23 protein-coding genes are annotated in these 24,451 nt (G+C 73.4%); 16 read left to right on the plus strand and 7 right to left on the minus strand.

What is annotated here, in order from left to right:
- Positions 1-4: 4 nt before the first annotated feature.
- From EUA93_RS18295 to idi, 7 genes are read left to right on the plus strand one after another with little or no spacing between them, the layout of a single operon-like run.
- Positions 5-1,048 carry a polyprenyl synthetase family protein gene (locus EUA93_RS18295; protein WP_129401714.1) on the plus strand — a complete coding sequence of 348 codons (1,044 nt, stop codon included), beginning with the start codon at positions 5-7 and terminating at the stop codon, positions 1,046-1,048.
- Positions 1,045-1,851, plus strand: a complete 807-nt coding sequence (locus EUA93_RS21875) for a UbiA family prenyltransferase (protein WP_207208832.1) — start codon at positions 1,045-1,047, stop codon at positions 1,849-1,851. The genes EUA93_RS18295 and EUA93_RS21875 overlap by 4 nt, the downstream gene beginning before the upstream one ends.
- Positions 1,848-3,044 carry a geranylgeranyl reductase family protein gene (locus EUA93_RS18300; protein WP_207208833.1) on the plus strand — a complete coding sequence of 399 codons (1,197 nt, stop codon included), beginning with the start codon at positions 1,848-1,850 and terminating at the stop codon, positions 3,042-3,044. Before EUA93_RS21875 ends, EUA93_RS18300 begins: the two co-directional genes overlap by 4 nt.
- Positions 3,041-4,096 (plus strand): type III polyketide synthase, encoded by a 1,056-nt coding sequence (locus EUA93_RS18305; protein WP_129401716.1) that lies wholly within the window; start codon positions 3,041-3,043, stop codon positions 4,094-4,096. The genes EUA93_RS18300 and EUA93_RS18305 overlap by 4 nt, the downstream gene beginning before the upstream one ends.
- Positions 4,093-4,635 (plus strand): isoprenylcysteine carboxyl methyltransferase family protein, encoded by a 543-nt coding sequence (locus tag EUA93_RS18310; protein WP_129401717.1) that lies wholly within the window; start codon positions 4,093-4,095, stop codon positions 4,633-4,635. Before EUA93_RS18305 ends, EUA93_RS18310 begins: the two co-directional genes overlap by 4 nt.
- Positions 4,628-5,665 carry an NAD(P)/FAD-dependent oxidoreductase gene (locus EUA93_RS18315; protein WP_129401718.1) on the plus strand — a complete coding sequence of 346 codons (1,038 nt, stop codon included), beginning with the start codon at positions 4,628-4,630 and terminating at the stop codon, positions 5,663-5,665. Before EUA93_RS18310 ends, EUA93_RS18315 begins: the two co-directional genes overlap by 8 nt.
- On the plus strand, positions 5,662-6,237 hold the full coding sequence (idi, locus tag EUA93_RS18320; protein ID WP_242497500.1) for an isopentenyl-diphosphate Delta-isomerase: 576 nt from the start codon (positions 5,662-5,664) through the stop codon (positions 6,235-6,237). The genes EUA93_RS18315 and idi overlap by 4 nt, the downstream gene beginning before the upstream one ends.
- A gap of 21 nt (positions 6,238-6,258) precedes the next feature.
- Here the strand turns inward: idi and EUA93_RS18325 are convergent, their stop codons facing one another.
- A complete protein-coding gene (locus EUA93_RS18325) occupies positions 6,259-7,443 on the minus strand; it encodes a zinc-dependent alcohol dehydrogenase (RefSeq protein WP_129401719.1) in 1,185 nt (394 codons plus the stop codon).
- Between the two features lie 137 nt (positions 7,444-7,580).
- On the opposite strand from EUA93_RS18325, the gene EUA93_RS18330 reads away from it, so the two are divergent.
- The 7 genes from EUA93_RS18330 (at position 7,581) to EUA93_RS18360 (ending at position 15,819) form a co-directional block, all read left to right on the plus strand.
- The gene (locus EUA93_RS18330; protein ID WP_129401720.1) at positions 7,581-8,015 is read left to right on the plus strand and encodes an SRPBCC family protein; all 435 of its coding nucleotides are present in this window, start codon (positions 7,581-7,583) and stop codon (positions 8,013-8,015) included.
- A complete protein-coding gene (locus tag EUA93_RS18335; RefSeq protein WP_129401721.1) occupies positions 8,012-8,962 on the plus strand; it encodes an SDR family NAD(P)-dependent oxidoreductase in 951 nt (316 codons plus the stop codon). Before EUA93_RS18330 ends, EUA93_RS18335 begins: the two co-directional genes overlap by 4 nt.
- Before the next feature lies 1 nt (position 8,963).
- A complete protein-coding gene (locus EUA93_RS18340) occupies positions 8,964-10,562 on the plus strand; it encodes a phytoene desaturase family protein (RefSeq protein ID WP_129401722.1) in 1,599 nt (532 codons plus the stop codon).
- Between the two features lie 140 nt (positions 10,563-10,702).
- Complete coding sequence (locus EUA93_RS18345) at positions 10,703-12,781, plus strand: catalase (RefSeq protein WP_129401723.1); 2,079 nt, start codon at positions 10,703-10,705, stop codon at positions 12,779-12,781.
- Positions 12,774-13,808 (plus strand): acyl-CoA dehydrogenase family protein, encoded by a 1,035-nt coding sequence (locus EUA93_RS18350; protein WP_129401724.1) that lies wholly within the window; start codon positions 12,774-12,776, stop codon positions 13,806-13,808. The genes EUA93_RS18345 and EUA93_RS18350 overlap by 8 nt, the downstream gene beginning before the upstream one ends.
- Entirely contained in the window at positions 13,805-15,124 is a 1,320-nt protein-coding gene (locus EUA93_RS18355) for a bifunctional PIG-L family deacetylase/class I SAM-dependent methyltransferase (RefSeq protein ID WP_129401725.1), read from the plus strand. The genes EUA93_RS18350 and EUA93_RS18355 overlap by 4 nt, the downstream gene beginning before the upstream one ends.
- A complete protein-coding gene (locus tag EUA93_RS18360; RefSeq protein ID WP_129401726.1) occupies positions 15,121-15,819 on the plus strand; it encodes a glycosyltransferase family 2 protein in 699 nt (232 codons plus the stop codon). The genes EUA93_RS18355 and EUA93_RS18360 overlap by 4 nt, the downstream gene beginning before the upstream one ends.
- 31 nt (positions 15,820-15,850) lie before the next feature.
- Here EUA93_RS18360 and EUA93_RS18365 read toward each other — a convergent pair whose 3' ends face one another.
- The 3 genes from EUA93_RS18365 to EUA93_RS18375 all read right to left on the minus strand — a co-directional run bounded on the left by EUA93_RS18365 (position 15,851) and on the right by EUA93_RS18375 (position 17,712).
- Entirely contained in the window at positions 15,851-16,561 is a 711-nt protein-coding gene (locus EUA93_RS18365; protein ID WP_242497501.1) for an FAD-binding oxidoreductase, read from the minus strand.
- 12 nt (positions 16,562-16,573) lie between these two features.
- Positions 16,574-17,182, minus strand: a complete 609-nt coding sequence (locus EUA93_RS18370) for a sulfite oxidase-like oxidoreductase (protein ID WP_129401727.1) — start codon at positions 17,180-17,182, stop codon at positions 16,574-16,576.
- Between the two features lie 86 nt (positions 17,183-17,268).
- Complete coding sequence (locus EUA93_RS18375; protein ID WP_129401728.1) at positions 17,269-17,712, minus strand: PA2169 family four-helix-bundle protein; 444 nt, start codon at positions 17,710-17,712, stop codon at positions 17,269-17,271.
- A 566-nt stretch (positions 17,713-18,278) separates the two neighbouring features.
- Here EUA93_RS18375 and EUA93_RS18380 point away from each other — a divergent pair.
- Together EUA93_RS18380 and EUA93_RS18385 are read left to right on the plus strand one after the other, a co-directional pair.
- On the plus strand, positions 18,279-19,967 hold the full coding sequence (locus EUA93_RS18380) for a CHAP domain-containing protein (RefSeq protein ID WP_129401729.1): 1,689 nt from the start codon (positions 18,279-18,281) through the stop codon (positions 19,965-19,967).
- A 37-nt stretch (positions 19,968-20,004) separates the two neighbouring features.
- Complete coding sequence (locus EUA93_RS18385) at positions 20,005-20,784, plus strand: maleylpyruvate isomerase N-terminal domain-containing protein (protein WP_129401730.1); 780 nt, start codon at positions 20,005-20,007, stop codon at positions 20,782-20,784.
- 14 nt (positions 20,785-20,798) lie between these two features.
- Here the strand turns inward: EUA93_RS18385 and EUA93_RS18390 are convergent, their stop codons facing one another.
- The 3 genes from EUA93_RS18390 to EUA93_RS18400 are packed head-to-tail and all read right to left on the minus strand — an operon-like array spanning position 20,799 to position 24,364.
- Positions 20,799-21,278 carry a group II truncated hemoglobin gene (locus tag EUA93_RS18390; protein ID WP_129401731.1) on the minus strand — a complete coding sequence of 160 codons (480 nt, stop codon included), beginning with the start codon at positions 21,276-21,278 and terminating at the stop codon, positions 20,799-20,801.
- A gap of 3 nt (positions 21,279-21,281) precedes the next feature.
- A complete protein-coding gene (locus tag EUA93_RS18395) occupies positions 21,282-22,142 on the minus strand; it encodes a hypothetical protein (RefSeq protein ID WP_129401732.1) in 861 nt (286 codons plus the stop codon).
- A gap of 44 nt (positions 22,143-22,186) precedes the next feature.
- Positions 22,187-24,364, minus strand: coding sequence for a glutamine synthetase III family protein (locus EUA93_RS18400; RefSeq protein WP_129401733.1), 2,178 nt, complete (start codon positions 24,362-24,364; stop codon positions 22,187-22,189).
- Between the last annotated feature and the right edge of the window lie 87 nt (positions 24,365-24,451).

The following is a 24,451-nucleotide window of genomic DNA, read 5'->3' on the forward strand; positions in this document are numbered from 1 at the left end:
ACCGATGATCGCGACCGACACCGACGCCGCGCTGCGTCGTCTCCTCGAGGAGGGGCGCACACGCGCTGCCCTGGTCGACCGCCACCACGCCCTGCTGTGGGAGGCGCTGGAGGCGGCCACACAGGGCGGCAAGCGGTTCCGACCGATGCTGGTGGTGGCGACGCACGACGCGCTGGGCGGGTCCCGCGCGCGGGCCGCCGCCGAGGTCGGGGCCGCGATCGAGCTCCTGCACACCGCGCTCGTGATCCACGACGACGTGATCGACGGCGACCACGTCCGCCGCGGCCAGCCCAACGTGAGCGGCAGGTTCCAGTCCTACGCACGCACGGCGGCCGCCGATCCCGACGACGTCATCGGCTACGGGCTCACCGCTGCGCTGCTGGCCGGCGACCTGGCCCTCGCTGCAGCCGTCCGCGCGACCGCGACCTGCGACGCGCCGCGCGAGGTGGTGCACCGCCTCCTGGACCTGCTCGACTCCGCACTCCACACCAGCGCGGCCGGCGAGCTGGCCGACGTGCGCCTCTCGATGGGCCGTGACGAGGCCACGCTCGCCGAGAGCCTCGCCATGGAGGAGCGCAAGACCGGCGCCTACTCGTTCGCCCTGCCGCTCCAGGCCGGTGCCGTGCTCGCCGACGCCCCGGCCGGCACCACGGACCGCCTGGGAGCCGCGGGCCGGATGACGGGCACCGCGTTCCAGCTCGTCGACGACCTCGTCGGCGTCTTCGGCGATCCCGTGCGATCCGGGAAGAGCACGACCAACGACCTCCGCACGGGCAAGCAGACCCCGCTCCTCGTGCACGCTCGCTCCACCCCGGAGTGGGCGCGGATCCGGGACTACGTCGGTCGCGACCTGACGGCCGACGAGCAGGCGGACGTGCGGTCCCTCCTCGTGGCCGCCGGGTCACGCCGCTTCGTCGAGGACCTGGCCGAGCAGCACCTGGCCGACGCCCGGGTCGTCCTCACCGACCTCGGGGTCCCCGCCACGCTCCTGGACGACTTCACCACCCGGCCGCCGGCCCTCGGCGACGGCAACGGGGCCGCGGCATGACCGGGACACCCGGCGCCCTGGCCCGGGGCCTGCTGCTGGCGGCCCACCCCGGGCCGGCGCTGGCGGTCACCGCCCTGTCCGGCCTCCTCGCGATGGCGCAGGGACTCGAGCCGGCGCAGGTGGCCCTGGTGCTGGCGGCGGTCCTGGCCGGCCAGCTGAGCGTCGGCTGGAGCAACGACCTCGTCGATGTCTCCCGCGACCGACGGACCGGACGCCCGGACAAGCCGCTGGCGACCGGCGCGGTCTCCCTCGGAGTCGTCCGGGGCGCGTGCATCGCGGCCGTCGTCCTCTGCGTCGTGCTGTCGCTCGCCCTCGGCGTCGCCGCGGGCCTCGTCCACCTCGTCTGCGTCGCCTCCGCGTGGACCTACAACCTCGGTCTCAAGTCGACCGCCTGGTCGTGGGCGCCGTACGCCGTCTCGTTCGGAGGACTCCCGGCGGTGGTGTCCCTGGTCGACGGGCAGCTGCCACCGTGGTGGTGGCCGGTCGGCGCGGCCCTGCTGGGCGTCGCCGCCCACCTCCTCAACGTCCTGCCCGACCTGGACGACGACGCCGCCACCGGGGTGCGCGGCCTCCCGCACCGGCTCGGCCGGCCCTACGTCGCGCCGGTCGCCGCCACCGTCCTGGTCGCCGCGTCCGCGGTCGTCCTCGTCGGAGCCGGCGCCCCCCTGGCGGTGTCCGCCGCGATCGGTGCCGTCGTCCTCGCGCTGGCGGTCGTGGTGGTCGCCGGGTCCGGTCGGGTCCCGTTCGTGTCGGCCGTCGCGATCGCCCTCGGCGACGCCATGCTGCTCGTGGTCGCCCGATGACGGGCCGGCCGGAGGAGGAGGAGTGGGACGTCGTCGTCGTCGGCGCCGGTCCCGCTGGGTCCTCCGCCGCCCTGGGCGCGCTGGCCGAGGACCCCTCGCTCCGCGTGCTGCTGCTCGACCGCAGCGACTTCCCGCGCGACAAGTCGTGCGGCGACGGCATCGCGCCCCAGGCGATCGACGTCCTCGCCGAGGTGGGTGCCGCCGACGTGGTGGCGGGGTGGGCGCCCGTACGACACCTCGAGCTCGCGCGCGGCGACGTCCGGGTCTCGCGGACCATGCGCCGGGAGGCCTACGTCATCCCCCGTGCGGTGCTCGACGCCCGACTGGTGGAGCGCGCCGTGGAGCGGGGCGCCGTCCTCGAGCGGCACCGGGCCACGTCCCTCACCACCGGTCCGCACGGCCCGGTGGTGTCGGGCGACATCGCCGGTCGCGTGGTCGTCGGGGCGGACGGCGCCCACTCGCTGGTCCGGCGGGCCCTGCTCGGCGACCGTCGCCAGCAACGTGCCATCGCGATCCGCGGCTACGCGCCGACCACCGACGCCGTGCGCGGGCGACAGGTCATCCGCTACGGCGCCCGCCGCCATCCGTCGTACGCCTGGGCCTTCGACCGCGGCGACGGCTGGGCGAACGTCGGCTACGGCGAGCTGCTGCCGCCCGAGCGCGAGCGGGGGTCGGCTCCGAGCAGGAAGCTGATGCTCGACCAGCTCGAGGCGCTCATCCCGGGGGTCGCAGGGTCCGGCGGCGAGTGGCGCGGGCACCACCTCCCGCTCAGCGGCTGGCGGTGGCACCAGCCCGACGGCCCGGTCCTGCTCGTCGGCGACGCCGCCGGGCTGATCAACCCGATGACCGGCGAAGGCATCTACTACGCGGTCGCGTCGGGCGTGGCCGCCGGACGGGCAGCCGCCCGGTCCCTCGCCGCGGGTGACCCCGACGGCGCCGGGGCCCGGCACCGCGCCGAGGTGCGCGGCCTCCTGGGCCGCCACCTGCGCCACACCTGGACCGCGTCCCGGCTCGCGCAGTCGCCCCGCGTCGTCGACGCCGGGATCCGCGCCGCCGCCGGCGACCAGCACGTGTTCGACAGCCTCGTGGAGATCGGCCTCGGCGGGGGTCGCATCGACGCCCGCCTCGCCGGCGGCCTGCTCCACAGCCTCATCCGTCCCGCCCGACCGACAGGAGCACGAGAGCCGACATGAGAATCCTCTCCGCCCGCAGCGCCCTGCCCGAGCTCTCCTACCCGCAGTCCGAGATCACCGAGGCGTTCGCGCACGTGATCTCCGAGCGCAGCCTCGACCACGCCCTGCTGCGGCGCTTCCACGCCAACGCCGGCGTGGACCGGCGCCACACCGTGCTCCCCCTCGAGGACTACGCCGACCTCGGCGACTTCGGCCACTCCAACGACCTGTTCATCGCGCACGCCGTCGAGCTCGGGGCGCGGGCGCTCGTCGACGCGCTCAAGGCCGCCGACCTCACCCCGTCCGACGTGGACCTCGTCGTCACCGCGACCGTCACCGGGCTGGCCGTGCCGTCCCTGGACGCGCGGATCGCCGCCCTGGTGGGCCTGCGCGAGGACGTCCGCAGGATGCCCTTGGTGGGCCTCGGCTGCGTCGCCGGCGCCGCAGGCATCGCACGCGTGCACGACTACCTCCTCGGCCACCCCGGGCACACGGCGGTGCTCGTCGCGGTGGAGCTGTGCTCCCTCACCCTGCAGCGTGACGACGTCTCCGTGCCGAACCTCGTCGCGAGCGGGCTCTTCGGCGACGGTGCCGCCGCCGTCGTGGCGACGGGCTCCCACGGGCCGGACGGTCCCGTGGAGGTGCTCGACTCCCGCAGCCGGCTCTACCCCGACAGCGAGCGGACCATGGGCTTCGACGTCACCGGCAGCGGACTGCGCATCGTCCTGGACGCCGCCGTCCCCGACCTCGTCGAGCGCTACCTGCGCGGTGACGTCGACGCATTCCTCGCCGACCATGCGCTGACCCGGGCGGACATCGGGTGGTGGGTGTGCCACCCCGGCGGGCCCAAGGTGATCGAGGCGCTCGAGACCGCGCTGGAGGTGCCGCGCGACGCGGTCCGCCTCACGTGGGAGTCGCTGGCGCGAGTCGGCAACCTGTCGTCGGTCTCGGTCCTGCACGTCCTGGAGGACACCTTGCGCGAGCGCCCACCCACACCCGGCAGCCACGGCGTGCTGCTCGCGATGGGTCCGGGCTTCTGCTCCGAGCTCGTGCTGCTGCGAGCGACGGCATGACCAGCCTCCTCGCCTTCACGGTCCTCGTCGCGCTCGTCGGCCTCGAGCGGGTCGCCGAGCTCGTGGTGTCGGTGCGCAACGCCGCCTGGAGCAAGGAGCGCGGCGGCGTCGAGAGCGGCCAGGGCCACTTCCCCTTCATGGTCGTGCTCCACACCGGGCTGCTCGTCGGGGCGCTCGCGGAGGCATGGGTACGCCGCCCCGACGTCCCCTCCGTGCTCGCCTGGTCGATGCTCGCGCTGGTCGTCGCCTCGCAGGCCCTGCGCTGGTGGTGCATCGCCTCGCTCGGCCGACGGTGGAACACCCGGGTCATCGTCGTCCCGGGCCTGCCGCCCGAGACCACGGGGCCCTACCGCTTCCTGCGGCACCCCAACTACGTGGCCGTGGTCGCCGAGGGGATCGCGCTGCCCCTGGTGCACGCTGCCTGGACGACGGCCGTCGTCTTCACCGTGCTCAACGCGGGCCTGCTCGTCGTACGGATCCGGGCCGAGGAGGCCGCGCTCGCCACGCTGCCGACGACCGCGGGGGCCGCACGTGCATGACCTCGTGGTCGCCGGCGGCGGGCCGGTCGGGATGGCCGCGGCGCTGCACGCGCACCGCCTCGGCCTCGACGTCGTCGTCCTCGAGCCGCGCACCGGGCCCATCGACAAGGCGTGCGGGGAAGGCCTGATGCCGGGCGCCCTCTCCGAGCTGGGCGGGCTGGGCGTGGACCCGCCCGGCCGGCCGCTCTCCGGCATCCACTACGTCGATGCCGCCACCGGGGCCCAGGCCACGGCCCCGTTCCGGTCGGGTCCGGGCCGGGGTGTCCGGCGCACGACGCTCCACGACTCCCTGGCGGCCCGCATGTCCGAGGTCGGCATCGAGGTGGACCGGCAGCCCGTCCAGGACGTCGAGGACGCCGGCACCCACCTGGTGGTCGCCGGACGTCCCACCCGCTACCTCGTCGCGGCCGACGGGCTGCACTCCCCCGTGCGTCGCCTCCTGGACCTCGAGGCGCCACAGCGGGGCCGGCGCCGCTTCGGGCTCCGCGCACACGTCGCGCAGGCGCCCTGGACGTCCTACGTCGAGGTGCACTGGTCCCACCGCGCCGAGGCCTACGTCACGCCGGTCGCCGACGACCTCGTCGGCGTCTCCGTGCTGGCCGGGCCGGGCGCCCACTTCGACGAGCTGCTCGCGGACTTCCCGGTGCTGCTCGAGCGGCTCACCGGGGAGCGCACCAAGGTGATGGGTGCGGGTCCGCTGCGCCAGCGGACCCGCTCGCGCTCCGCGGGACGGGTCCTCCTCGTCGGCGACGCCGGCGGCTACGTGGACGCGCTGACCGGGGAAGGCATCGCCCTCGGCCTCGCGCAGGCGCGGGTCGCCGTGGAGTGCGTCGCCTTCGGCCGGCCGGACCGCTACGACCTGATCGCCCGGCGGCTGGGTGCCCGGCACGAGCTGCTCACCCGCGCGCTGCTGCAGGCGACGGCACGCCCCGTCGTACGACGACACCTGGTGCCCGCCGCGCAGCGCCTCCCCTTCCTCTTCGGCGCGGCCGTCAACCAGCTGGCCCGACCGGCGGGGAGGAGCGCGTGAGCGCCGTGGTGCCCGAGCTGGTCGTCCTGCTCGACGAGGAGGGCGAGGCCGTCGGCACCGCCGACAAGGCGCTCGTCCACCACGCCCGGACGCCCCTGCACCTGGCCTTCTCCTGCTACCTCCTCGACCCCGAGGGCAACGTCCTGCTGACGCAGCGTGCACTGGGCAAGAGGACGTTCCCCGGCGTCTGGACGAACAGCTGCTGCGGACATCCGGCTCCCGGGGAGCGGCTCGACGACGCCGTACGCCGCCGGGTGGAGCAGGAGCTCGGCGTGGTCGCGACGGACGTGCGACTGGTGCTGCCGGGCTTCCGCTACCGGGCCGAGCAGGCCGGCATCGTCGAGAACGAGATGTGCCCGGTCCACGTCGCGGTCGTCGAGGGTCCGCTGTCCGTCGACCCGGCCGAGGTCGAGCAGGTCAGGTGGGAGCCGTGGCGCGACTTCCGCGAGTCCGTGCTCACCAGTGGGAGGCAGGTGTCGCCCTGGTGCCGCGAGCAGGTGGAGCAGCTGCCCGCTGACCTCGCCGGGGCAGCGACCGCGTCGGCACAGCGACTGCCCCCGGCGGCCCGGTAGCCGGTCGCGGTCAGGCGCGGGTCAGGGCTTGAGCACGACCTTGAGGCAGCCGTCCGCCTTGTCGCGGAAGGTCCGGTAGAGCTCCGGTGCCTGCTCGAGCGGGGCCCGGTGGGTCGCCAGCGACTCCAGCCCGAGGACGTCGTCGTCCTGCGAGACGATGTCGAGCAGCTCGTCGGTCCACTGCTTGACGTGGCACTGGCCCATGCGCAGCGTCAGGCCCTTGTCGAACATCGTCATCATCGGCATCGGGTCGGCCATGCCGCCGTAGACGCCACTGATCGACACCGTGCCTCCGCGGCGGACGGCCTCGAAGGCGGTCAGGAGCGCGTCGAGGCGGTCGATGCCGACCTTCTCGATCGCGGCCCGGGCCATCGCCTTCGGCAGCCGGCTCGCAGCGCCGATGACCGCCCCGGCGATCGGGTTGCCGTGTGCCTCCATGCCGACGGCCTCGAGCACCCCGTCGGCACCCCGCCCGTCGGTCAGGTCGCGCACGGCGTCGGCCACGTCGTCGACCGCGCTGAGGTCGATGGTGGTCGCACCCGAGGCCTCTGCCGCGGCGAGCCGCTCGGGGACGAGGTCCACGGCGATCACGTGCTCGATGCCCCGGTGCTTCGCGGACCGGACGGCCAGCTGGCCCACCGGTCCGAGGCCGAGGACCACGAGCGAGCCGCCCTCGGGCACGTCGGCGTACTCCACGCCCTGCCAGGCGGTCGGCAGGATGTCGGAGAGGTAGAGGTAGCGCTCGTCCTCCCCCTCGGCCGGCACCTTGACCGGCCCGAAGTCGGCGTGGGGCACCCGGACACGCTCGGCCTGGCCGCCGGGCACCGCGCCGTAGAGGCTGGTGTAGCCGAAGAGGCTGGCGCCCTTGCCCTGGTCGACGTTCTGCGTCGTCTCGCACTGCGCGAAGAGCCCGCGGCTGCACATCCAGCAGTGGCCGCACGAGATGTTGAACGGCACGACGACGCGGTCGCCGACCGCGAGGCGGGAGACGGCGCTGCCGACCTCTTCCACGATCCCCATGAACTCGTGGCCGAGGATGTCGCCCGGAGTGAGGTAGGGCGCCAGCACCCCGTAGAGGTGGAGGTCGGACCCGCAGATGGCGGTCGAGGTCACCCGCACCACGGCGTCCGTGGGCTGCTCGATGCGTGGGTCGGGCACCTCCTTGACCGCGACGTCGTTCAGTCCTTGCCAGGTGAGTGCCTTCATGTCTCGAACGTAGGCACCGTCCTCGCGGCCACGCACCACCCCACGGGGCTGCCGGGACCACCGCATCGCCTTCGGGGTGGTGGACGGCTGCGGCGGCCTCGTTAGCGTGGTGGGTCCCTCTACGTCAGGACCACGTCATGACCGAGAACACCCGGCTCGTCCACGCCACGCCCGACCAGGTCTGGAGCGTGATCAGTGACGGCTGGCTCTATCCGCTGTGGGTCGTCGGCGCCGCCCGGATGCGCGACGTCGACGAGGACTGGCCCGCGGTCGGCAGCAAGCTCCACCACTCCGTCGGCAGCTGGCCGCTCCTCCTCGACGACGAGACCGAGGTGCTGGACGCGACCCCCGGCCGCTCGATCACGCTGCGCGCGCGGGCCTGGCCGGCCGGCGAGGCCGAGGTGCACGTCCGTCTCGATGCCGTCGGCGTCGAGACGGAGGTCCGCATCACCGAGGAGCCCGTGGCGGGACCGGGGGCGCTGGTGCCGCGTGCCTTCGTCGCTCCGAGCCTGAAGTGGCGCAACACCGAGACGCTGCGGCGCCTCGCCCTCGTCGCCGAGAACCGGACATGAGCGAGGCCCGCGTCGTCCTGGTGACCGGCGCCTCGAGCGGCATCGGGGAGGCCACCTCTCGCCGGGCGGCCGCGCGCGGCGACCACGTCGTGCTGCTGGCCCGAGGCCGGGACAGCCTCGAGCGAGTGGCCGGCGCCTGCGACGACCTGGGCGCCGCGAGCACGCTCGTGCTGCCTGTCGACGTGGCGGACGACGACGCCGTGCGCGAGGCGGTCCGGACCGCGGTGGCGCGCCACGGCCGCCTCGACACGGTCGTCGGCTGCGCGGGCGTGGTCGCCTACGGCCGGATCCAGGACGTGCCGACCGAGGTCTTCGACGGAGTCCTGTCGACCAACCTGCACGGTGCGGCCAACCTGGCCCGCCACGTCGTGCCGGTCCTGCGCGACCAGGGTGATCGGGGTGACGGCAGCCTCGTGCTGGTCGGCTCGCTCATCGGCCACATCGCCGTCCCCGACATGGCGGCCTACGTGCTGAGCAAGTGGGGCGTGCGGGCGCTCGCCCGCCAGCTGCGCGTCGACAACCGCGACCGTCCGGGCATCCGGTTCGGCTACGTCGCCCCCGGCGGCGTGGACACGCCGATCTACCTGCAGGCGGCAACGTACGGCGACTCGGTGGGCCGCCCGCCCTTCCCCGTCGTCTCCCCCGAGCGGGTGGCGGCGAGGGCCCTCGCCGTGGCGGACCGACCGTGGCTTCCGAGCCAGGTCGGGGCGGCCAACCAGGTCATCCGGTTCGGCTTCGTCGCAGCGCCGTGGGCCTACGACCGCCTCGTGGAGCCGCTGTTCCGGGTGATCGCGCAGGACCTCGTCGCTCCGGTGGCGCACGGCCCCGGCAACGTGCTCGCGCCGCACCAGGCCCTCAACCGGCTGCGGGGCGACCAGGGCAACGCGCTCCTCGGCGCCGTCGACAACGTGCGCGAGCTCGTACGGCGCAGGCGTGGAGGACGGTGACATGAGCTGGGACGCAGTGGTGATCGGCGCAGGCCCCAACGGGCTGGTCGCCGCCAACCGCCTGATCGACGCGGGCTGGTCGGTCCTGCTGCTCGAGGCGCAGCCGGACGTCGGGGGTGCCGTCCGCAGCGACCGCGAGGTGCACCCGGACTTCGTCCACGACACCTTCAGCGCCTTCTACCCCCTCGCCGCGTCGTCACCGACGATCGCGTCCTTCGGGCTCGAGGACCACGGCCTGGAGTGGTGCCACGCCCCGTCCGTGCTGGGCCACCCGCTCCGCGACGGCAGCTGGGCCGTGCTCCACCGCGACCGCGCGGCGACCGCCACCGGGCTCGATGCCCTCCACCCCGGCGACGGGGAGGCGTGGCTCGACCTGTGCGCCGAGTGGGACCGGGTCGGTCCGCACCTGGTCGGCAGCCTGCTGACCCCGTTCCCCCCGGTCCGCAGCGGGGTCGCGCTCCTCGGGGCCCTCCGCCACGTGGGCGGCCTCGACATGGTGCGGACCCTGCTGACGCCCGTCGCCGACCTCGTGCGCCAGCGCTTCGGCGGAGAGGCCGCGCGGGTCCTGCTCGCCGGCAACGCCGGGCACGCCGACATCCCGCTCGACGCACCCGGGTCGGGACTGATGGGTCTGCTCCTCGCGATGATGGGCCAGACCGTCGGGTTCCCGGTGCCCCGCGGCGGGGCCGGCGAGCTGACCGGCTCGCTCGCACGTCGCTTCACCGCCAACGGCGGCACGATCCGTACCGGCGCCGAGGTCACGGAGATCCGTGTGCGCAACGGGCGTGCCCACACCGTGGTCACCGCCGACGGAGAGTGCCATCGCGCGCTGCGCGCCGTGGTCGCGGACGTCCTGGCACCGGCCCTCTACACACGGCTGCTCGATCCGTCCGTGGTCCCCCACCGCGTCCTGCGCTCGCTCGAGAGGTTCGAGCTCGACCCCGGCACGGTCAAGGTCGACTGGGCGCTCGGCGACGAGGTCCCGTGGACCGACGGACCGGTCCTCCGCAGCGGCACCGTCCACATCGCCGATGACGTGGACGACATGGCGCTCGCGCTGTCCCAGGTCGGCTCCGGGGACGTGCCCGCACGGCCCTTCATGCTCACCGGTCAGATGACCACCGCCGATCCCGACCGCTCCCCCGCCGGGACCGAGTCGTTCTGGGCCTACTCCCACGTACCCCAGCGCACCCGGCACGACGCGGGCGAGGGGGGCATCACCGGCCGGTGGGACCGCGACGACTGCGAGCGGTACGCCGACCGGATGCAGGCGCGCCTCGAGGAGGTCGCGCCCGGGTTCGGCTCGCGCGTGCTGGCCCGACGCGTCCTCGGCCCGCGCGAGCTGGAGGCGCGCAACGCCAACCTCGCCGGCGGCGCCCTCAACGGGGGCACGGCTCAGCTGCACCAGCAGCTGGTGTTCCGCCCCGTCCCGGGCCTCGGCAGGGCCGAGACGCCCGTCCGCGGGCTCTACCTGGGCTCGGCCTCCGCGCACCCGGGCGGTGGGGTCCACGGTGCGTGCGGCGACAACGCCGCGCGCGCCGCAGTCGCCCACGACCGGGTCGACCGCTGGGTGCCGGGGCGTTCCGGCCGGTCCTCCTGACGCGACGCCCGTCGCCAGCAGACCCGGAGGGGTGAGGTCGTCCCACCCCCATGCCCCTAGGGAGGTGACCGCGCCGTCTGCGCCGACCTAGCGTCGAAGATCCAGCGCGCTCCTGCGCCGACGACTCTTGGGGACACACCATGGCGAGCAAGCGACCGACCAGCACGACACCGGACCAGCGCGGGGCAGGCGACGAGCTGCACCAGGGCGTCAAGCGCGGAGAGCGCCTGACGACCGCCACCGGCACCCCGCTGGGGGACGGGCAGAACTCGCTCAAGGTGGGCGACCGGGGCCCGACGCTCCTGGAGGACTTCGCCTTCCGCGACAAGATGTTCCACTTCGACCACGAGCGCATCCCGGAGCGCGTCGTCCACGCGCGCGGCTACAGCGCCCACGGCACGCTCGAGTGCCTCGAGGCGATCCCCGACCTGACCCGCGCGGCACCCTTCCAGCGCAAGGGCCAGGAGACCGAGGCGTTCGTCAGGTTCTCCACGGTGGCCGGCAACCTCGGCTCCCCCGACCTCGCTCGCGACGTGCGTGGGTTCGCGGTGAAGATGTACACCGACGAGGGCAACTGGGACCTCGTGGGCAACAACATCCCCGTCTTCTTCATCCAGGACGCCACGAAGTTCCCCGACCTCGTGCACGCGGTCAAGGAGGAGCAGGACCGCGGCTGGCCGCAGGCGCAGTCCGCCCACGACACCTTCTGGGACTTCGTGTCCCTGATGCCCGAGTCGACCCACATGCTGCTCTGGCAGATGAGCGACCGCACCATCCCGCGCTCCTTCCGCTTCATGGAGGGCTTCGGCGTCCACACCTACCGCTTCGTCAACGCCGACGGTGACGACACCTTCGTGAAGTTCCACTGGAAGCCCCGCCAGGGCCTGCAGTCGGTCGTGTGGAACGAGGCGCTGAAGATCAACGGCGCCGACCCCGACTTCCACCGTCGCGACCTCTACGCCGCCATCGACAGCGGAGACCTCCCGCAGTGGGACCTCGGCGTGCAGGTCTTCGACGAGGCCTTCGCCGACGAGTTCGACTTCGACGTCCTGGACTCCACCAAGCTCATCCCCGAGGAGGTGCTGCCGGTCCGCGTCATCGCCCGGCTGACCCTCGACCGGGTCGTGGACAACATGTTCGCCGAGAACGAGCAGGTGGCGTTCGGCACCCACAACGTGATCCCCGGGATCGACTTCACCAACGACCCGTTGCTCCAGGGCCGCAACTTCTCCTACCTCGACACCCAGCTGAAGCGGCTCGGCAGCACCAACTTCACGCAGCTGCCGGTCAACGCCCCGCGCTGCCCGGTGCGGCACTTCCAGCGCGACGGCCACATGCAGACCGATCCCCAGCTCGGGCGCGGCAACTACGAGCCCAACTCGCTCTCCGGTGACGACCGCGGCCCTCGAGCCGACGTCGTCCACGGCTACCAGAGCGTGGTCCGGCAGGAGCAGGGGCCGACCCGGCGCCTGCGCGCGGAGTCGTTCGCCGACCACTACAGCCAGGCGCGACAGTTCTTCATCAGCCAGACCGACGTCGAGCAGCAGCACATCGTCAACGCCTTCGGCTTCGAGCTCAGCAAGGTGGAGGACCCCCGCATCCGCACCCGGGTGCTGGCCAACCTCCTCAACGTCCACGACGACCTCGCGTCGGGCATCGCCACCGTGCTGGGCGTGCCGCTGCCCGCAGCCTCGGAGGCCGCTGTGCCCACGCGCACCGACCTGCCGGAGTCGGCAGCGCTGAGCATCCAGCTCAACGGGCCCGAGTCCTTCGCCGGTCGCAAGCTCGGCGTGCTCGTCACCCACGGCAGCGACAAGGCGCTGGTGCAGGCCGTCGCCACCGCGTTCGAGGGTGCGGGGGCAGTCGTGGAGTACGTCGCTCCCGCGATCGGACCCGTCAAGCTCAAGGGGGGCGGCACCATCACGCCCCACCACGCCATCGACGGCGGCCCTTCGGTGCTCTTCGACGCGGTGGCGCTGCTGCCGTCGGCCGAGGGCGCCGCCGACCTCGCCGGACGTGCGAGCGCCCAGGACTTCGTGAGCGACGCGTTCGCCCACTTCAAGCTGATCGGCACCGGCCCGGCCGCCGCTCCCCTCGTCTCCGAGGCGGGGGTGGAGCCCGACGACGGGTTCGCGCACCTGGGCTCGGCGGACGACGCGGACGCCTTCCTGCAGCTGTGCGGCTCCCTGCGATTCTGGGATCGCGACATCCGTGCCTGACGCGGGACCGGTCCTGATCGGCGGCCGCACGGACCTCGAGCAGGGTGAGCTGGCCGAGCTCCACGAGCGCGCCGTCACGTCCGCCGCCGATGTGGAGTCGGCGCTCAAGATCGCCCTGGACGCCGGCGCCCGCCTGCCGTTCCCCGGCGACGGACGCACCGCCCACCTGTGGTCGGCCCTGGCCTCCGTCGCCGCGGCCGACCTGACGGTGGCACGGGTGCTGGAGCCGCACCTCGACGCCCTGGCGATCCTCGGACAGGCGCACGAGACCGCCGAGGCCGGGACCTACGGCGTCTTCGCCGCCGAAGGACCGGGCGAACCGCTGCGTGCCTCCGCTGACGGATGGGTCCACGTGCTCGACGGCCGCAAGCACTGGTGCTCGCTGGCCGGGATGCTCGACCGGGCGCTGGTCAGCGCGTGGGTCGGGGACGACCGGCAGCTCTTCTCCGTCGACCTCAGGCAGCCCGGCGTGCGCGTCGTCCCCGGCACGTGGGTGGCGCGCGGCCTGGTCGCCGTGGACTCGGGTCCGATCGACTTCGCCGGTGCGACGGCTCGGAAGGTCGGCGAGCCCAACTGGTACCTCGAGCGCCCGGGCTTCGCGTGGGGCGGGATCGGGGTGGCCGCGGTCTGGTTCGGCGGCGCCGTCGGCATCGCCCGGCGCATGAGGCGCGCCGCGATGTCCCGCACGCCGGACCAGGTCGCCCTGATGCACCTCGGGGCCGTGGACACCGTGCTGCACGCGGCTCGCTGCACGCTGGAGCAGGCCGCGTCGGCCGCCGACGCGGGGGTCCTCACCGGCTCGGACGGCTGGCGCGCCGCGCTGCGGGTGCGCGAGGTGGTGGCCCACGCCGCGGAGCAGGTCCTGCAGCGCTCCGCCCACGGGCTCGGCCCGGGACCGCTGGCCACCGACGAGGAGCACGCCCGTCGCGTCGCCGACCTGGAGCTCTACCTGCGCCAGTGGCACGCCGAGCGCGACCAGGCCGCCCTCGGCCAGGAGCTGCTCCGGCCCGGAGCACCCGGGTGGTGAGCGAGCCGACCTTCCGCCACGACAGCCCGGGAACCCCGGCCGACGACTGGGCCGGGTCGCCACGATGGAGCTCCCTGGCCGACCTGCGGCTGCCCGCAGGGCGCCGCCGTCTGGTGGTCGTCGGGGCCCACCCCGACGACGAGACCCTCGGCGCGGGTGGGCTGATCCGTGCAGCCGCGCTCGACGGATGGATCGTGGAGGTGGTCTCGGCCACCGCGGGCGAGGGCTCCCACCCCCTGTCCCCCACCCACTCGACCGACCGGCTCGCCGCACGGCGTCGAGGCGAGCTGGGCTCGGCGATCTCCTTGCTCGCCCCCGCCGCCACCGTGCGGTGCCTCGACCTCCCCGACGGTGGGGTCGCCGACGAGGTCGGCGCGCTCGTCTCCGCCCTGGTCGAGACCATCGGGACGGACGGCGACGAGGTGCTGCTCTGCGCGCCGTGGCGGCACGACGGCCACCCCGACCACGAGGCCGTCGGTCGGGCGGCAGCGCTCGCCGCAGCCAGGACCGACGCGCAGCTGCTCGAGTACCCCGTCTGGCTGTGGCACTGGGGGCGCATCGACGACCTCCCCTGGTCACAGACCCAGCGCCTCGCGCTCGACGTGCCGGCACACGACGCCAAGCGGGCCGCCGTCGCCGCCCACGCGAGCCAGGTGCGGCCCCTGTCGGACCAGCCGGGCGACGAGGTCCTGCTCGGCGCCGACCTCCTCGCCCACTTCGACCGCGACGGCGAGGTGTTCATCACCGACACCGGACCGGTCGACGACGACGCCCTCGACCTCGTGCACCACGAGCAGGCGGACCCGTGGCAGGTCGACTCCTTCTACGAACGGCGCAAGCGGGCCGTCACCCTCGCGTCCCTGCCCCGACAGACCTACGCCCGGGCGCTGGAGGTGGGTTGCTCCGTCGGCGCGCTCGCGCTCGACCTCGCCGGTCGCAGCGACCACCTGCTCGCCCTCGATGCCAGTCCCGCGGCGATCGACCTCGCCCGGGACCGTACGGCGCCCCTCCCGCACGTCGACGTGCGGCTGGCCCACGTGCCCGACGAGTGGCCCGACGGAGACTTCGACCTCGTGTCGATCTCCGAGGTCGGCTACTTCCTCAGCCCCCGCCAGCTCGCCGACGTGGTCCGCCTCGCGACCTCGGCGCTCGCGACGGACGGCCACCTGCTGCTGTGCCACTGGCGCCACCAACCCGTGGGCTGGCCGCTCGCCGGGCCGGCCGTGCACGACGCCTTCCTCGCGGCGGGCCTCGAGGTGCTGGTCGAGCACCAGGAGCCCGACTTCCTGCTCCACGTACTGGCGGTGCCGTCATGACCACGCCCACGGCGGTCGCGGTCGTGGTCCCGGCACGCAACGAGGAGGCGCTCCTCCCGGCGTGCCTGGACGCCATCGACGTCGCCGTCGAGGGCCTGCGGGCCGAGCACCCCCACGTGGAGGCCCGCGTCTTCGTGGCCCTCGACGCGTGCCGCGACGGGTCCGCCGCGGTCGTCGCCGGCAGGAGCGGCGTGACGGCTGTCGAGCTCTACGCCGGGTGCGTCGGGATCGCCCGCGCGGCGGCCGTCGATGCTGCCTCGGAGTGGGCCGCCGGCTCGTCGCACGGCAGCCTCTGGCTGGCCAACACCGACGCCGACAGCGTCGTACCCCCACACTGGCTCACCACCCAGGTGCGGCTGGCCACAGCGGGCTTCGACCTCGTCGTGGGGACCGTCCGCCCGCTGCCCGCCGACCTCTCCCCGGACGCGCTCGCGGCGTGGCACGAGCGGCACAGCACGGCCGACGGCCACGAGCACGTGCACGGGGCGAACCTCGGCTTCACGACGGCCGCCTACGCCACCGTCGGGGGCTACGCGCCGCTCCGCGCCCACGAGGACGTCGAGATCGTGGCGGCGATGAAGGAGGCCGGGCTCGGGTGGATCGCCACCGGCGCCATCCCCGTCACCACCTCGGGACGGGCCGTCAGCCGCGTCACCGACGGCTTCGCCACCTACCTCGAGGGCCTCGCGACCTGACGGATCCGTCGAGTCAGCCGAGTCAGCCGAGTCAGCCGGTGGCCCCGAACTGCTCCACCCGGATCATCGAGGGCGACAGCCCACACTCCATGAGCAGCGCCTCCGCGAGTCCGGCGAAGCGCGACGACCCGCAGACGAAGGCGAGCTCGATCCCGTCGAGCAGCGGCGCGAGCTCCGCAGCGCTCGGCGGTCCGGCGGGGCGGGTGCCGGTCGCGTGCCGTGTGTAGGTGACGGTCGCGCCGAAGCGGCGGAGCTCGTCGTCGTACGGCGTCTCCTCGGGGCTGCGTCCCACGGCGAGGACCCGCAGGAGGTCGGGCGCACCCGCGTGCCGGGCGGCGCGACTCATCGCGATCGCCGGGACGACACCCGTGCCGCCGACCAGGCACAGGGCCGGCGTCCGCACGTCCCAGGTGAACCACCGACCGATGGGGCCGCGCATCTCCAGCACGTCGCCGACCTCGGCGACCTCGGCCAGGAACTCCGACACCTCGCCGCCCGGCAGCTTCTCGACCAGCAGCTCCAGCAGCGGGTCGCTGTCGTCGGAGGCGACGGAGTAGGAGCGCTGTGCGGTGTAGTCGTCGGGCGCGCGCAGCCGGAGCAGGTAGTGCTGGCCGGGCCGGTGCCGCATCCGGTCGTCGACGTGCAGGCGCAGCCGGACGGTGGCTGGGGTCGGCAGCTCCTTGCTGATGATGCGGCCGGTGGTCCAGGCGGTGGCGGTCGGCGCGACGTCGTCGATGCTCAACGCGGGCCCTCGTCAGTCGCCCTGGTAGCGCTGCTCGAGCCACGGGTCCCCGCGGTCGTGGTAGCCGTTGCGCTCCCAGAAGCCCGGCTGGTCGTGCGCCATCAGCTCGAGGCGGCTGATCCACTTCGCGGACTTCCAGAAGTAGAGGTGCGGGACCAGCAGCCGCACCGGTCCGCCGTGCTCGCGGGCGAGCGGCTTGCCTCCGTGGTCCCAGACCACCCACGCCTTGCCACCCGTGACGTCGCTCAGCGGGAGGTTGGTGGTGTAGCCGGTACTCGAGTGCGCCATCACGAAGGCCGCCTCCGGCCGCGGCGTGGCCGCCTCCAGCAACACGTCGACGCTCACGCCCGTGAAGGCGACGTCGAACTTGGACCAGGTCGTCACGCAATGGATGTCGCCGGTGTAGGTCGAGCGCGACAGCTGGTGCACCTCGTCCCACGTCCAGCTCGTCGGATGATCCACCAGCCCGTCCACGGTGATCTTCCACGTGTCGGGCGAGATCCGCGGGGTGGCCTCGGCCGTCAGGACCGGCCAGCCGCTGCCGGTGTCGTACTGACCCGGCGGCAGCCGCCCCTCCGGCCCGTCCGGGCGACGACGCACGAAGCCCCTGGTCACCGGCATGGGCTCATCCTCCCGTGCAGGACACGAACGGGCAAGGAGCCGCGGTCACCCGGCGCCGCGTCATCACGCGACGCCGGGCAGGACCGCTAGCTGGCGCTCTGGAGCGCCTTGACCTCTTCGTGGGCCGCGGCGACCGCAGCCTGCTGGCGGACGACGACCTCGCGGAAGCCCGCGCTGAGGTCCAGCTCCAGGGCGTCCTTGTACTCCGAGACCGCGTGCTCCTCGCCGGTGACGACCGCCTTGAGGACGGCGCTGGCGTCATCGCCGGTCAGGGCGTCCTTGAGGGAGATCCAGCCGCGGTGCACGGCCGCGGCGACGCTGCCGCTCTCGTTCACGTCGTCGCCGTACTCGTGGCCCATGTCCACGATCTCGCGCCAGAAACCTGCGCGCTGCTCGGAGAGCCGCCCCATGACCGTGGCCCATGCGGCGTGCTCACCGTCGCGGAGCTTCTCGGCAGCGTCGGCGTAGCCGCGCTCCCCGTCCTTTAGCGTCTCGACCAGTTCCTTGGCCGCCTTGGCGTCATCAGACATCTGCGCTCCTATGTTGAGTGTGTCCTCCCACCGTCGCCGACGCGGCACTGCTGCGGACCACCCGTGGGGATGCCCGGGCGGGCGCGCGGCCCGACCACGCGGCGATCCCGGCCTGACGGGTCCGTCCGCTCACCCCTGCGGGGGCACCCGCACCATGCGCACAACGTGTATCAATGTTGTGGGAAAACCGCTGGCGCGTCCGGCCCGGTCTCGGGCTCACGCAGTCCACAGGCCGGACGGGCCAGCGGCCCCCCAGCGCCGGCCGCCCTGTTCCGTCGCAGAAGCCGCGCGACATCCGTAACCCGCGCGTGCAGGTGACGTTGAACTTGTTGCAGTGCCGGGAGCCGTCACGGTCCCCGCCGCCACCAGCGCGAGCGCGTGGAGGCACTGCCAGGTCGTCCGCCCTCCGCGGGGGCGAGGGCGGACGACGCGGCCTCGTGCGTGCCCGGGCTCCTCACCGGTCCGGCCCGTGGATTGTCGACCATGCGGCATTCCCACCCGAATTACACATTTGTTCTTCTCCCAACGGCGTGGCGGGCTTGACTAACTGCTCATAAGGTCTCCTCGTGCACCATCAGTCGCAGCAGTCACACCCGTCACATCGCACCCGGGGCGGTGCCCCGGCGCGCCTCGTCGTCGCGGTCGGACGGGTGCGCCGCATCGCTGGACTCCTGGTCGGCACCCTCGCCCTCGTCGTGACGGTCCTCCCGAGCACCGCGGGCACCCAGTCGGTGGCGTCGACGTACCTCTGCTCGAGCTACAGCGGGTGCCAGGCGGCGGGCTACGGCAGCGGCGGCTACCGCCAGGCCAACGGGACCCAGTACTGGAAGATGTTCGCCGGGCACAACTGCACCAACTACATCGCCTACCGGCTCATCCAGAACGGCATGCCCGACAAGCGGCCGTGGTCGGGCGACGGCGACGCCAAGAACTGGGGCGTCGCGATGGCCTCGATCACCGACCAGACGCCGCGGGTCGGCGCCATCGCCTGGTACCGGGCCGGGGTGTCCCCCGCGGGCTCGTCCGGGCACGTCGCCTACGTCGAGCAGGTCATCTCCCCCACCGAGATCATCGTCTCGGAGGACTACTGGGGCGGCGACTTCCACTGGCGCCGCGCCACGGCCGGCTCGGGCTGGCCAAGCGGCTTCATCCACTTCAACGACCAGGTGGTCGAGCCGACCACCGCACCGACCATCGCCGGCACGCCCATGGTCGGCGCGCCCCTGGAGGTGGTGCCCGGAGCCTGGACGCCCGCGCCCACCGCCGTGACGTACCAGTGGTCCGCCGACGGGACCGCGATCTCCGGCGCCACCGCCGCCACCTACGTGCCGACGCCCGACGTCAAGGGCAAGACGCTCACCGCGGCGGTGACCGCCCAGCTGAGCGGCTACGCACCCGGAGCAGCGACCCTGACGACCGCACCGGTAGCGCCCGGGACGTTCCAGCCCACCGCGCTCCCGGCGATCCAGGGCACCCCCGAGGTCGGCCAGACCCTGAGCCTCACCGCCGCTTCGTGGTCGCCCCAGCCCGCCAAGGCCACGACGCAGTGGTACGCCGACGGCAAGGCGCTGCCCGGCGCGACCGGGTCGTCCTTCGTGCTCGGGCGCGACCAGGTCGGTGCCCGCATCAGTGCCCGCGTCACCGGGAGCTCGAAGGGCTACCGCAAGGCCAGGACGACCGCACCGGACACCGAGCCGGTCCTCGCCAAGCCCGTCACGCTCACCAGCCCCAGCACCGTGTCGGGGCGGGCCGAGGTCGGCAAGGTCCTCACGGTGAAGGCCGGTTCCGCCCGCCCCAGCGGCGCGACGGTCTCCTACTCCTGGCTCCGCGACGGCAAGCCGATCGGCAAGGCCACCAACCCGCGCTACACGCTGCGCACCAAGGACCTCGGGCGCGCGATCTCCGTGCAGGTCACCTCGAGCCACCGCAACTTCCGCGCCACCACCGAGACGATCGCTGCGAAGGCGCCGGTCACCACAGTCGCGGAGGTGCGGGTCCGGGCCCAGGCCTCGAGGAAGCGCGTCACCGTCGACCTCCGCGTGAAGGCGCCCGGCGCGCCGGCACCGGACGGCGCCGTCACGGTGCGGATCGGCGGACAGACCGTGACCGGGCAGCTCACCCGGGGCCGCGAGCGCCTCGTCGTGCGCGGGCTCGCGCCGGGGCGCTACCGGGTGCTGGTGACGTACGCCGGGACCCCGCTGGTGCAGCCGGCGAAGGCCCGGGCGACGATCCTGGTCGCCCGCGGCCGCGGCTGACCGGAACAAGCCACCGGCCCGGACCGTTGAGCCCGGCATGACGGACCTCCTCGCACGCACCATCGCCGGACTGCGCACCAACCACGACGAGCTCGCCACCCTCGTGGCCGAGCTGTCCGAGGACCAGCTGGCCGGGCCCAGCGGAGCCTCCGAGTGGACGGTGGCCCAGGTGCTGTCGCACCTGGGAAGCGGCTCGGAGATCATGCACGGGCAGCTCGCGGCCGCGATCGCCGGCGAGCCGAACGGCGTCGACAACCAGACCGTGTGGGCGCGGTGGGACGCCGCGTCACCCGCCGACCAGGCCGCCGGCTTCCTCGAGCACGACGACCGCCTGGTGCGGGCGCTGGAGGGCCTCGACGCCGAGCAGCGGCGTGACCTGCGGGTCGACCTGGGCTTCCTTCCCGAGCCGGCGACCCTCTCGACGATGACGGGCATGCGGCTCAACGAGGTGGCCCAGCACGCCTGGGACGTCGCCGTCGCCGTCGACGCGGCCGCGGGGCTGGAGCAGTCGTCCGCGCCGGTGCTCGTCGAGCACTTCACGGGCGACCTCGCCTTCCTCCTCGGCTTCACCGCGAAGCCCGACGCGGCGCCCGCGCCGGCCCGGGTCGCCGCGGGCGACGTGGTGCTCACCATCGAGGACGGCAGCGTCGGGCTCAGCGACACCGTCGGCGACACGACGGCCACCTTCGAGGGACCGACCGAGGCGCTCGTGCGGCTGCTCGCCGGGCGCCTCAAGCCCGAGTTCACCCCCGCCGGGACCACGGTGACCGGCAACGTCTCCCTCGACGACCTCCGCCGGGTGTTCCCGGGCTACTGACGCCCGGGCGGGCCTCAGCCCTGGTAGGGCGGTGCCACGCCCCAGCCCCACCGGGGCGTGGGTGCCTGCTCGACAGGACTGGCTCCCGGCTGCGAGTTCTCCATCGCCAGCCGGGTGCCCCACTCGAGGTAGCCGATGATCGCGGCGCGGAACTCGGGATCGGCGGGCAGCTCGGCGTCGTCCGCGGCCAGGCTCATGGTCGAGGCGAACCGGTGCCGCTGGGCGGGTGTGATGGCGAGCCCGAGGTGGTGGCGCAGCATGGACTCGTAGCCGCCGTGCTGCTCGGTGTACGTCGCCGGTCCGCCGAGCACCTCCGACCACCAGTCGGCGACGTGCGCGCGGTGGTGCTGCGAGACGCCGCCGGGGAAGAAGTGCGACAACGCCTCGTCGGCCTCGACGCGGTCGTAGAAGGCGTCGATCATCCGGCGCAGGGCAGCGTCGCCTCCTGCCCACTCGTGGAGGGTGGGCAGTCCCGGTTCGTCGACGCCGGCCACGGGTCAGAAGCCCCCGAAGTCCCCGCCGCCACCGAAGTCGCCGAAGCCGCCACCGCCGTCGAAGCCGCCACCGCCGTCGTAGCCGCCGGAGTCACCGCCGCCGTCGTACCCGCCGCCGTCACCGCCGTCGCCGCCGCCGTCACCCGAGTCCCCGGAGCCGCCGTCACCGCCGCCGTCACCGCCGCCGTCACCGCCGCCGTCACTGCCGAAGCCGCCGAACATCATCCCGCCCATGAACATCCAGCTCATCGGGCCGAAGGCGCCGTAGTAGCCCGCGGCGTAGGGCTCGTAGGCCCGCCCGCCCTGCCAGTAGGGAACCCGCTGCGCGCCGACCATCACCTTGCGGATGTCGGGCTCGGCGCCGGCGTTCACCCGCTCGGCGTCGAGCGCGCAGGCGGGGACGTCGCGCTCGACGCCGTCGGGCGGCGTCCACAGGACGTCCGTGACCGCAGGGCCGTGGCGCGGGTCGAAGAAGCACGGCGGCCGGCGGGTCGGCAGGGCGTCGCCCGCCACCCGCGCCCGCACGCAGGCGACGGCGTACCGGCCGTCCTCGACGATCTCGGTGATGTGCCGGATGTCGTCGGGCTGCTTGATCGCGTCGCTGGCGACCTTGGCCGACTCGTAGGCGTCGAGCGCGCGCTGGTAGTCGGCGTTGGCGCTCGCGTCGAGGTCGGTGCCGAGCATCTCGCCGTCGAGGCGCTGGAGGTCCTCGCCGAAGGCCGTGATGTCCTCGAAGGCGAGCTTGCGGACCGGGTCCAGCTCCTCCTCGCGCTCACGCAGCTGCGCGGCCTGGTTGCGACGCTGCGCGGTGACGGCGATGGCGCCCAGGGCCGCCAGGACGAGGACCAGCAGGAGGAATCCCATCTCCTGAGCCTACGTGGCCCTCGTCTGCGGCGACCCGGCCTGCGTCACAGGATGTAGAGCATCTCCTGGTAGGTCGGCAGCGGCCAGAGGTCGTCGGCGACCAGGGTCTCGAGCGTGTCGGCCGCCGAGCGGACCGCCGCCATCGCCGGGAGCACCGAGTCACGGGAGAAGGTCGCCGCCTCGAGCGGGTCCGCCGGGTGCTCGTGGCCGATCGCGGCAGCCAGGTCGGCCAGTCCGGCGCGGAGGGCGGCGACGTGCGTGCTCACCGTCTCGAGGTCGGTCCTGTCCGGGTCGAGGCCGGCACCCGTGAGCGCGACGACGTTCTGGGCGAGCTCGGTCTGGTAGCGCAGGGCCGCCGGCAGGATCGTGGTCGCGCCGATCTCGAGGGTCAGGTTGGCCTCGACCGCGATCGCCAGGACGTACTGCTCGACGCCGACCTCGAAGCGGCTGTGCGCCTCGTGCTCGGTGAAGACGCCGTAGGTCGAGAACAGCTCGACGGCCTCGGGCGAGATCAGCTCGGGGAGCGCGTCGACCGTGGTGCGGAGGTTCTTCAGGCCCCGCTGCTCGGCCTCGATCGGCCACTCGTCGGAGTAGCCGTTGCCGTTGAAGATGACCGCACCGTGGTCGGCCACGATCTGCGCGAGCAGGGTCTGGACGGCCTCGTTGAAGTCCGTGCCGGCGGCGACCGCCGTCTCGAGCGCGGTGGCGCAGTGGTCGAGCGCCTCGGCCATGATCGTGTTGATGATGACCATCGGGGCGGCGACGGTCTGGTTGGAGCCCGGTGCGCGGAACTCGAAGCGGTTGCCCGTGAAGGCGAACGGCGAGGTGCGGTTGCGGTCGCCCGGGTCCTTGGTGAGGTTGGGCAGCGTGTCCACGCCGATGGTCAGCGTGCCCTTCTCCTTCGAGCGGGTGGCGCCGCCCTTGGCGATCTGGTCGAAGACGTCGGCGAGCTGGTCGCCGAGGAAGATCGAGATGATCGCCGGCGGGGCCTCGTTGGCGCCGAGGCGGTGGTCGTTGGAGGCCGACGCGACCGACACGCGCAGCAGGCCGCCGTACTTGTGCACCGCGCGGATCACCGCGGCGCAGAAGACGAGGAACTGCGCGTTGTCGTGCGGGGTGTCGCCCGGCACGAGGAGGCTGCCGAGCTCGGAGTTGCCGACCGAGAAGTTCACGTGCTTGCCGGAGCCGTTGACGCCCTCGAAGGGCTTCTCGTGGAACAGGCACTCCATGCCGTGCTTCTTGGCGACGGCCTTGAAGGTGGTCATCAGCAGCTGCTGGTGGTCGGAGGCCTCGTTGGCGCGCTCGAACATCGGCGCGACCTCGAACTGGCCGGGCGCGACCTCGTTGTGCCGGGTCTTCGCCGGGATGCCGAGCTTGAAGAGCTCCCGCTCGGTGTCCATCATGAAGCCGAGCACGCGCTCGGGGATGGCGCCGAAGTAGTGGTCGTCGAACTCCTGGCCCTTGGGCGGCTTCGCGCCGAAGAGCGTGCGACCGGCGTTGAGCAGGTCGGGCCGGGCGAGGAAGAAGTGGCTGTCGACCAGGAAGTACTCCTGCTCGGGGCCGCAGTAGGCCACCACGTTCTCCGGGTCCTCGTGGCCGAAGAGGGTGAGCACCCGCTTGGCGTGCACGGCCATCGCCTGCTGCGAGCGGAGCACCGGCGTCTTGTGGTCGAGCGCCTCCCCCGTCATCGAGATGAAGATGGTGGGGATGCAGAGCGTGTTGCCGTTGGGGTTCTCGAGGATGTAGGCCGGGCTCATCACGTCCCAGCCGGTGTAGCCGCGCGCCTCGAAGGTGTTGCGGAGGCCGCCGTTGGGGAACGACGACGCGTCGGGCTCGCCCTGGACGAGCGTCCTGCCGGAGAACGACGCGAGGGCGGTGCCGTCACCGACCGGGTCGAGGAAGCTGTCGTGCTTCTCCGCGGTCAGGCCGGTCAGCGGGTAGAAGACGTGCGCGTAGTGCGTGGCACCCTTCTCCAGCGCCCAGTCCTTCATCGCCGAGGCGATGGCGTCGGCGACCGCGGGGTCGAGGGGCGTCGACTTCTCGATGGTCGAGAGGACCGACTTGTAGACCGTCTTGGGCAGCCGCTTCTGCATCACGGTCAGGCTGAAGACGTTCTTGCCGAAGACCTCACCGGGCTCCTCGCCCGGGTCGAACGTGATCGGCGGCGGCTCGAAGGCCTCCACGGCAGTGATGGCAGACAGACGTACGGGGTTGGCGCTCACCCAGGCTCCTCGGGACGTGGCCACCCTCCGTGGCACTCCTGCGCAACCTAGGCCCGTCTCATGTCGGCGATGTTTCGCGGCCGTGAC

The organism is Nocardioides oleivorans, assembly GCF_004137255.1.
GTDB classification, from domain to species: domain Bacteria; phylum Actinomycetota; class Actinomycetes; order Propionibacteriales; family Nocardioidaceae; genus Nocardioides; species Nocardioides oleivorans.

Excerpts from the sequence above, each read along its gene's own strand:
- EUA93_RS18305 (WP_129401716.1), top strand. The coding sequence starts at position 3,041 with ATGAGAATCCTCTCCGCCCGCAGCGCCCTGCCCGAGCTCTCCTACCCG.
- EUA93_RS21875 (WP_207208832.1), top strand. The coding sequence starts at position 1,045 with ATGACCGGGACACCCGGCGCCCTGGCCCGGGGCCTGCTGCTGGCGGCC.
- EUA93_RS18385 (WP_129401730.1), top strand. The coding sequence starts at position 20,005 with ATGACGGACCTCCTCGCACGCACCATCGCCGGACTGCGCACCAACCAC.
- EUA93_RS18360 (WP_129401726.1), top strand. The coding sequence starts at position 15,121 with ATGACCACGCCCACGGCGGTCGCGGTCGTGGTCCCGGCACGCAACGAG.
- EUA93_RS18370 (WP_129401727.1), bottom strand. The coding sequence starts at position 17,182 with ATGCCGGTGACCAGGGGCTTCGTGCGTCGTCGCCCGGACGGGCCGGAG.
- EUA93_RS18330 (WP_129401720.1), top strand. The coding sequence starts at position 7,581 with ATGACCGAGAACACCCGGCTCGTCCACGCCACGCCCGACCAGGTCTGG.
- EUA93_RS18375 (WP_129401728.1), bottom strand. The coding sequence starts at position 17,712 with ATGTCTGATGACGCCAAGGCGGCCAAGGAACTGGTCGAGACGCTAAAG.
- EUA93_RS18295 (WP_129401714.1), top strand. The coding sequence starts at position 5 with ATGATCGCGACCGACACCGACGCCGCGCTGCGTCGTCTCCTCGAGGAG.
- EUA93_RS18395 (WP_129401732.1), bottom strand. The coding sequence starts at position 22,142 with ATGGGATTCCTCCTGCTGGTCCTCGTCCTGGCGGCCCTGGGCGCCATC.
- EUA93_RS18310 (WP_129401717.1), top strand. The coding sequence starts at position 4,093 with ATGACCAGCCTCCTCGCCTTCACGGTCCTCGTCGCGCTCGTCGGCCTC.
- EUA93_RS18325 (WP_129401719.1), bottom strand. The coding sequence starts at position 7,443 with ATGAAGGCACTCACCTGGCAAGGACTGAACGACGTCGCGGTCAAGGAG.
- EUA93_RS18345 (WP_129401723.1), top strand. The coding sequence starts at position 10,703 with ATGGCGAGCAAGCGACCGACCAGCACGACACCGGACCAGCGCGGGGCA.
- EUA93_RS18300 (WP_207208833.1), top strand. The coding sequence starts at position 1,848 with ATGACGGGCCGGCCGGAGGAGGAGGAGTGGGACGTCGTCGTCGTCGGC.
- EUA93_RS18340 (WP_129401722.1), top strand. The coding sequence starts at position 8,964 with ATGAGCTGGGACGCAGTGGTGATCGGCGCAGGCCCCAACGGGCTGGTC.
- EUA93_RS18335 (WP_129401721.1), top strand. The coding sequence starts at position 8,012 with ATGAGCGAGGCCCGCGTCGTCCTGGTGACCGGCGCCTCGAGCGGCATC.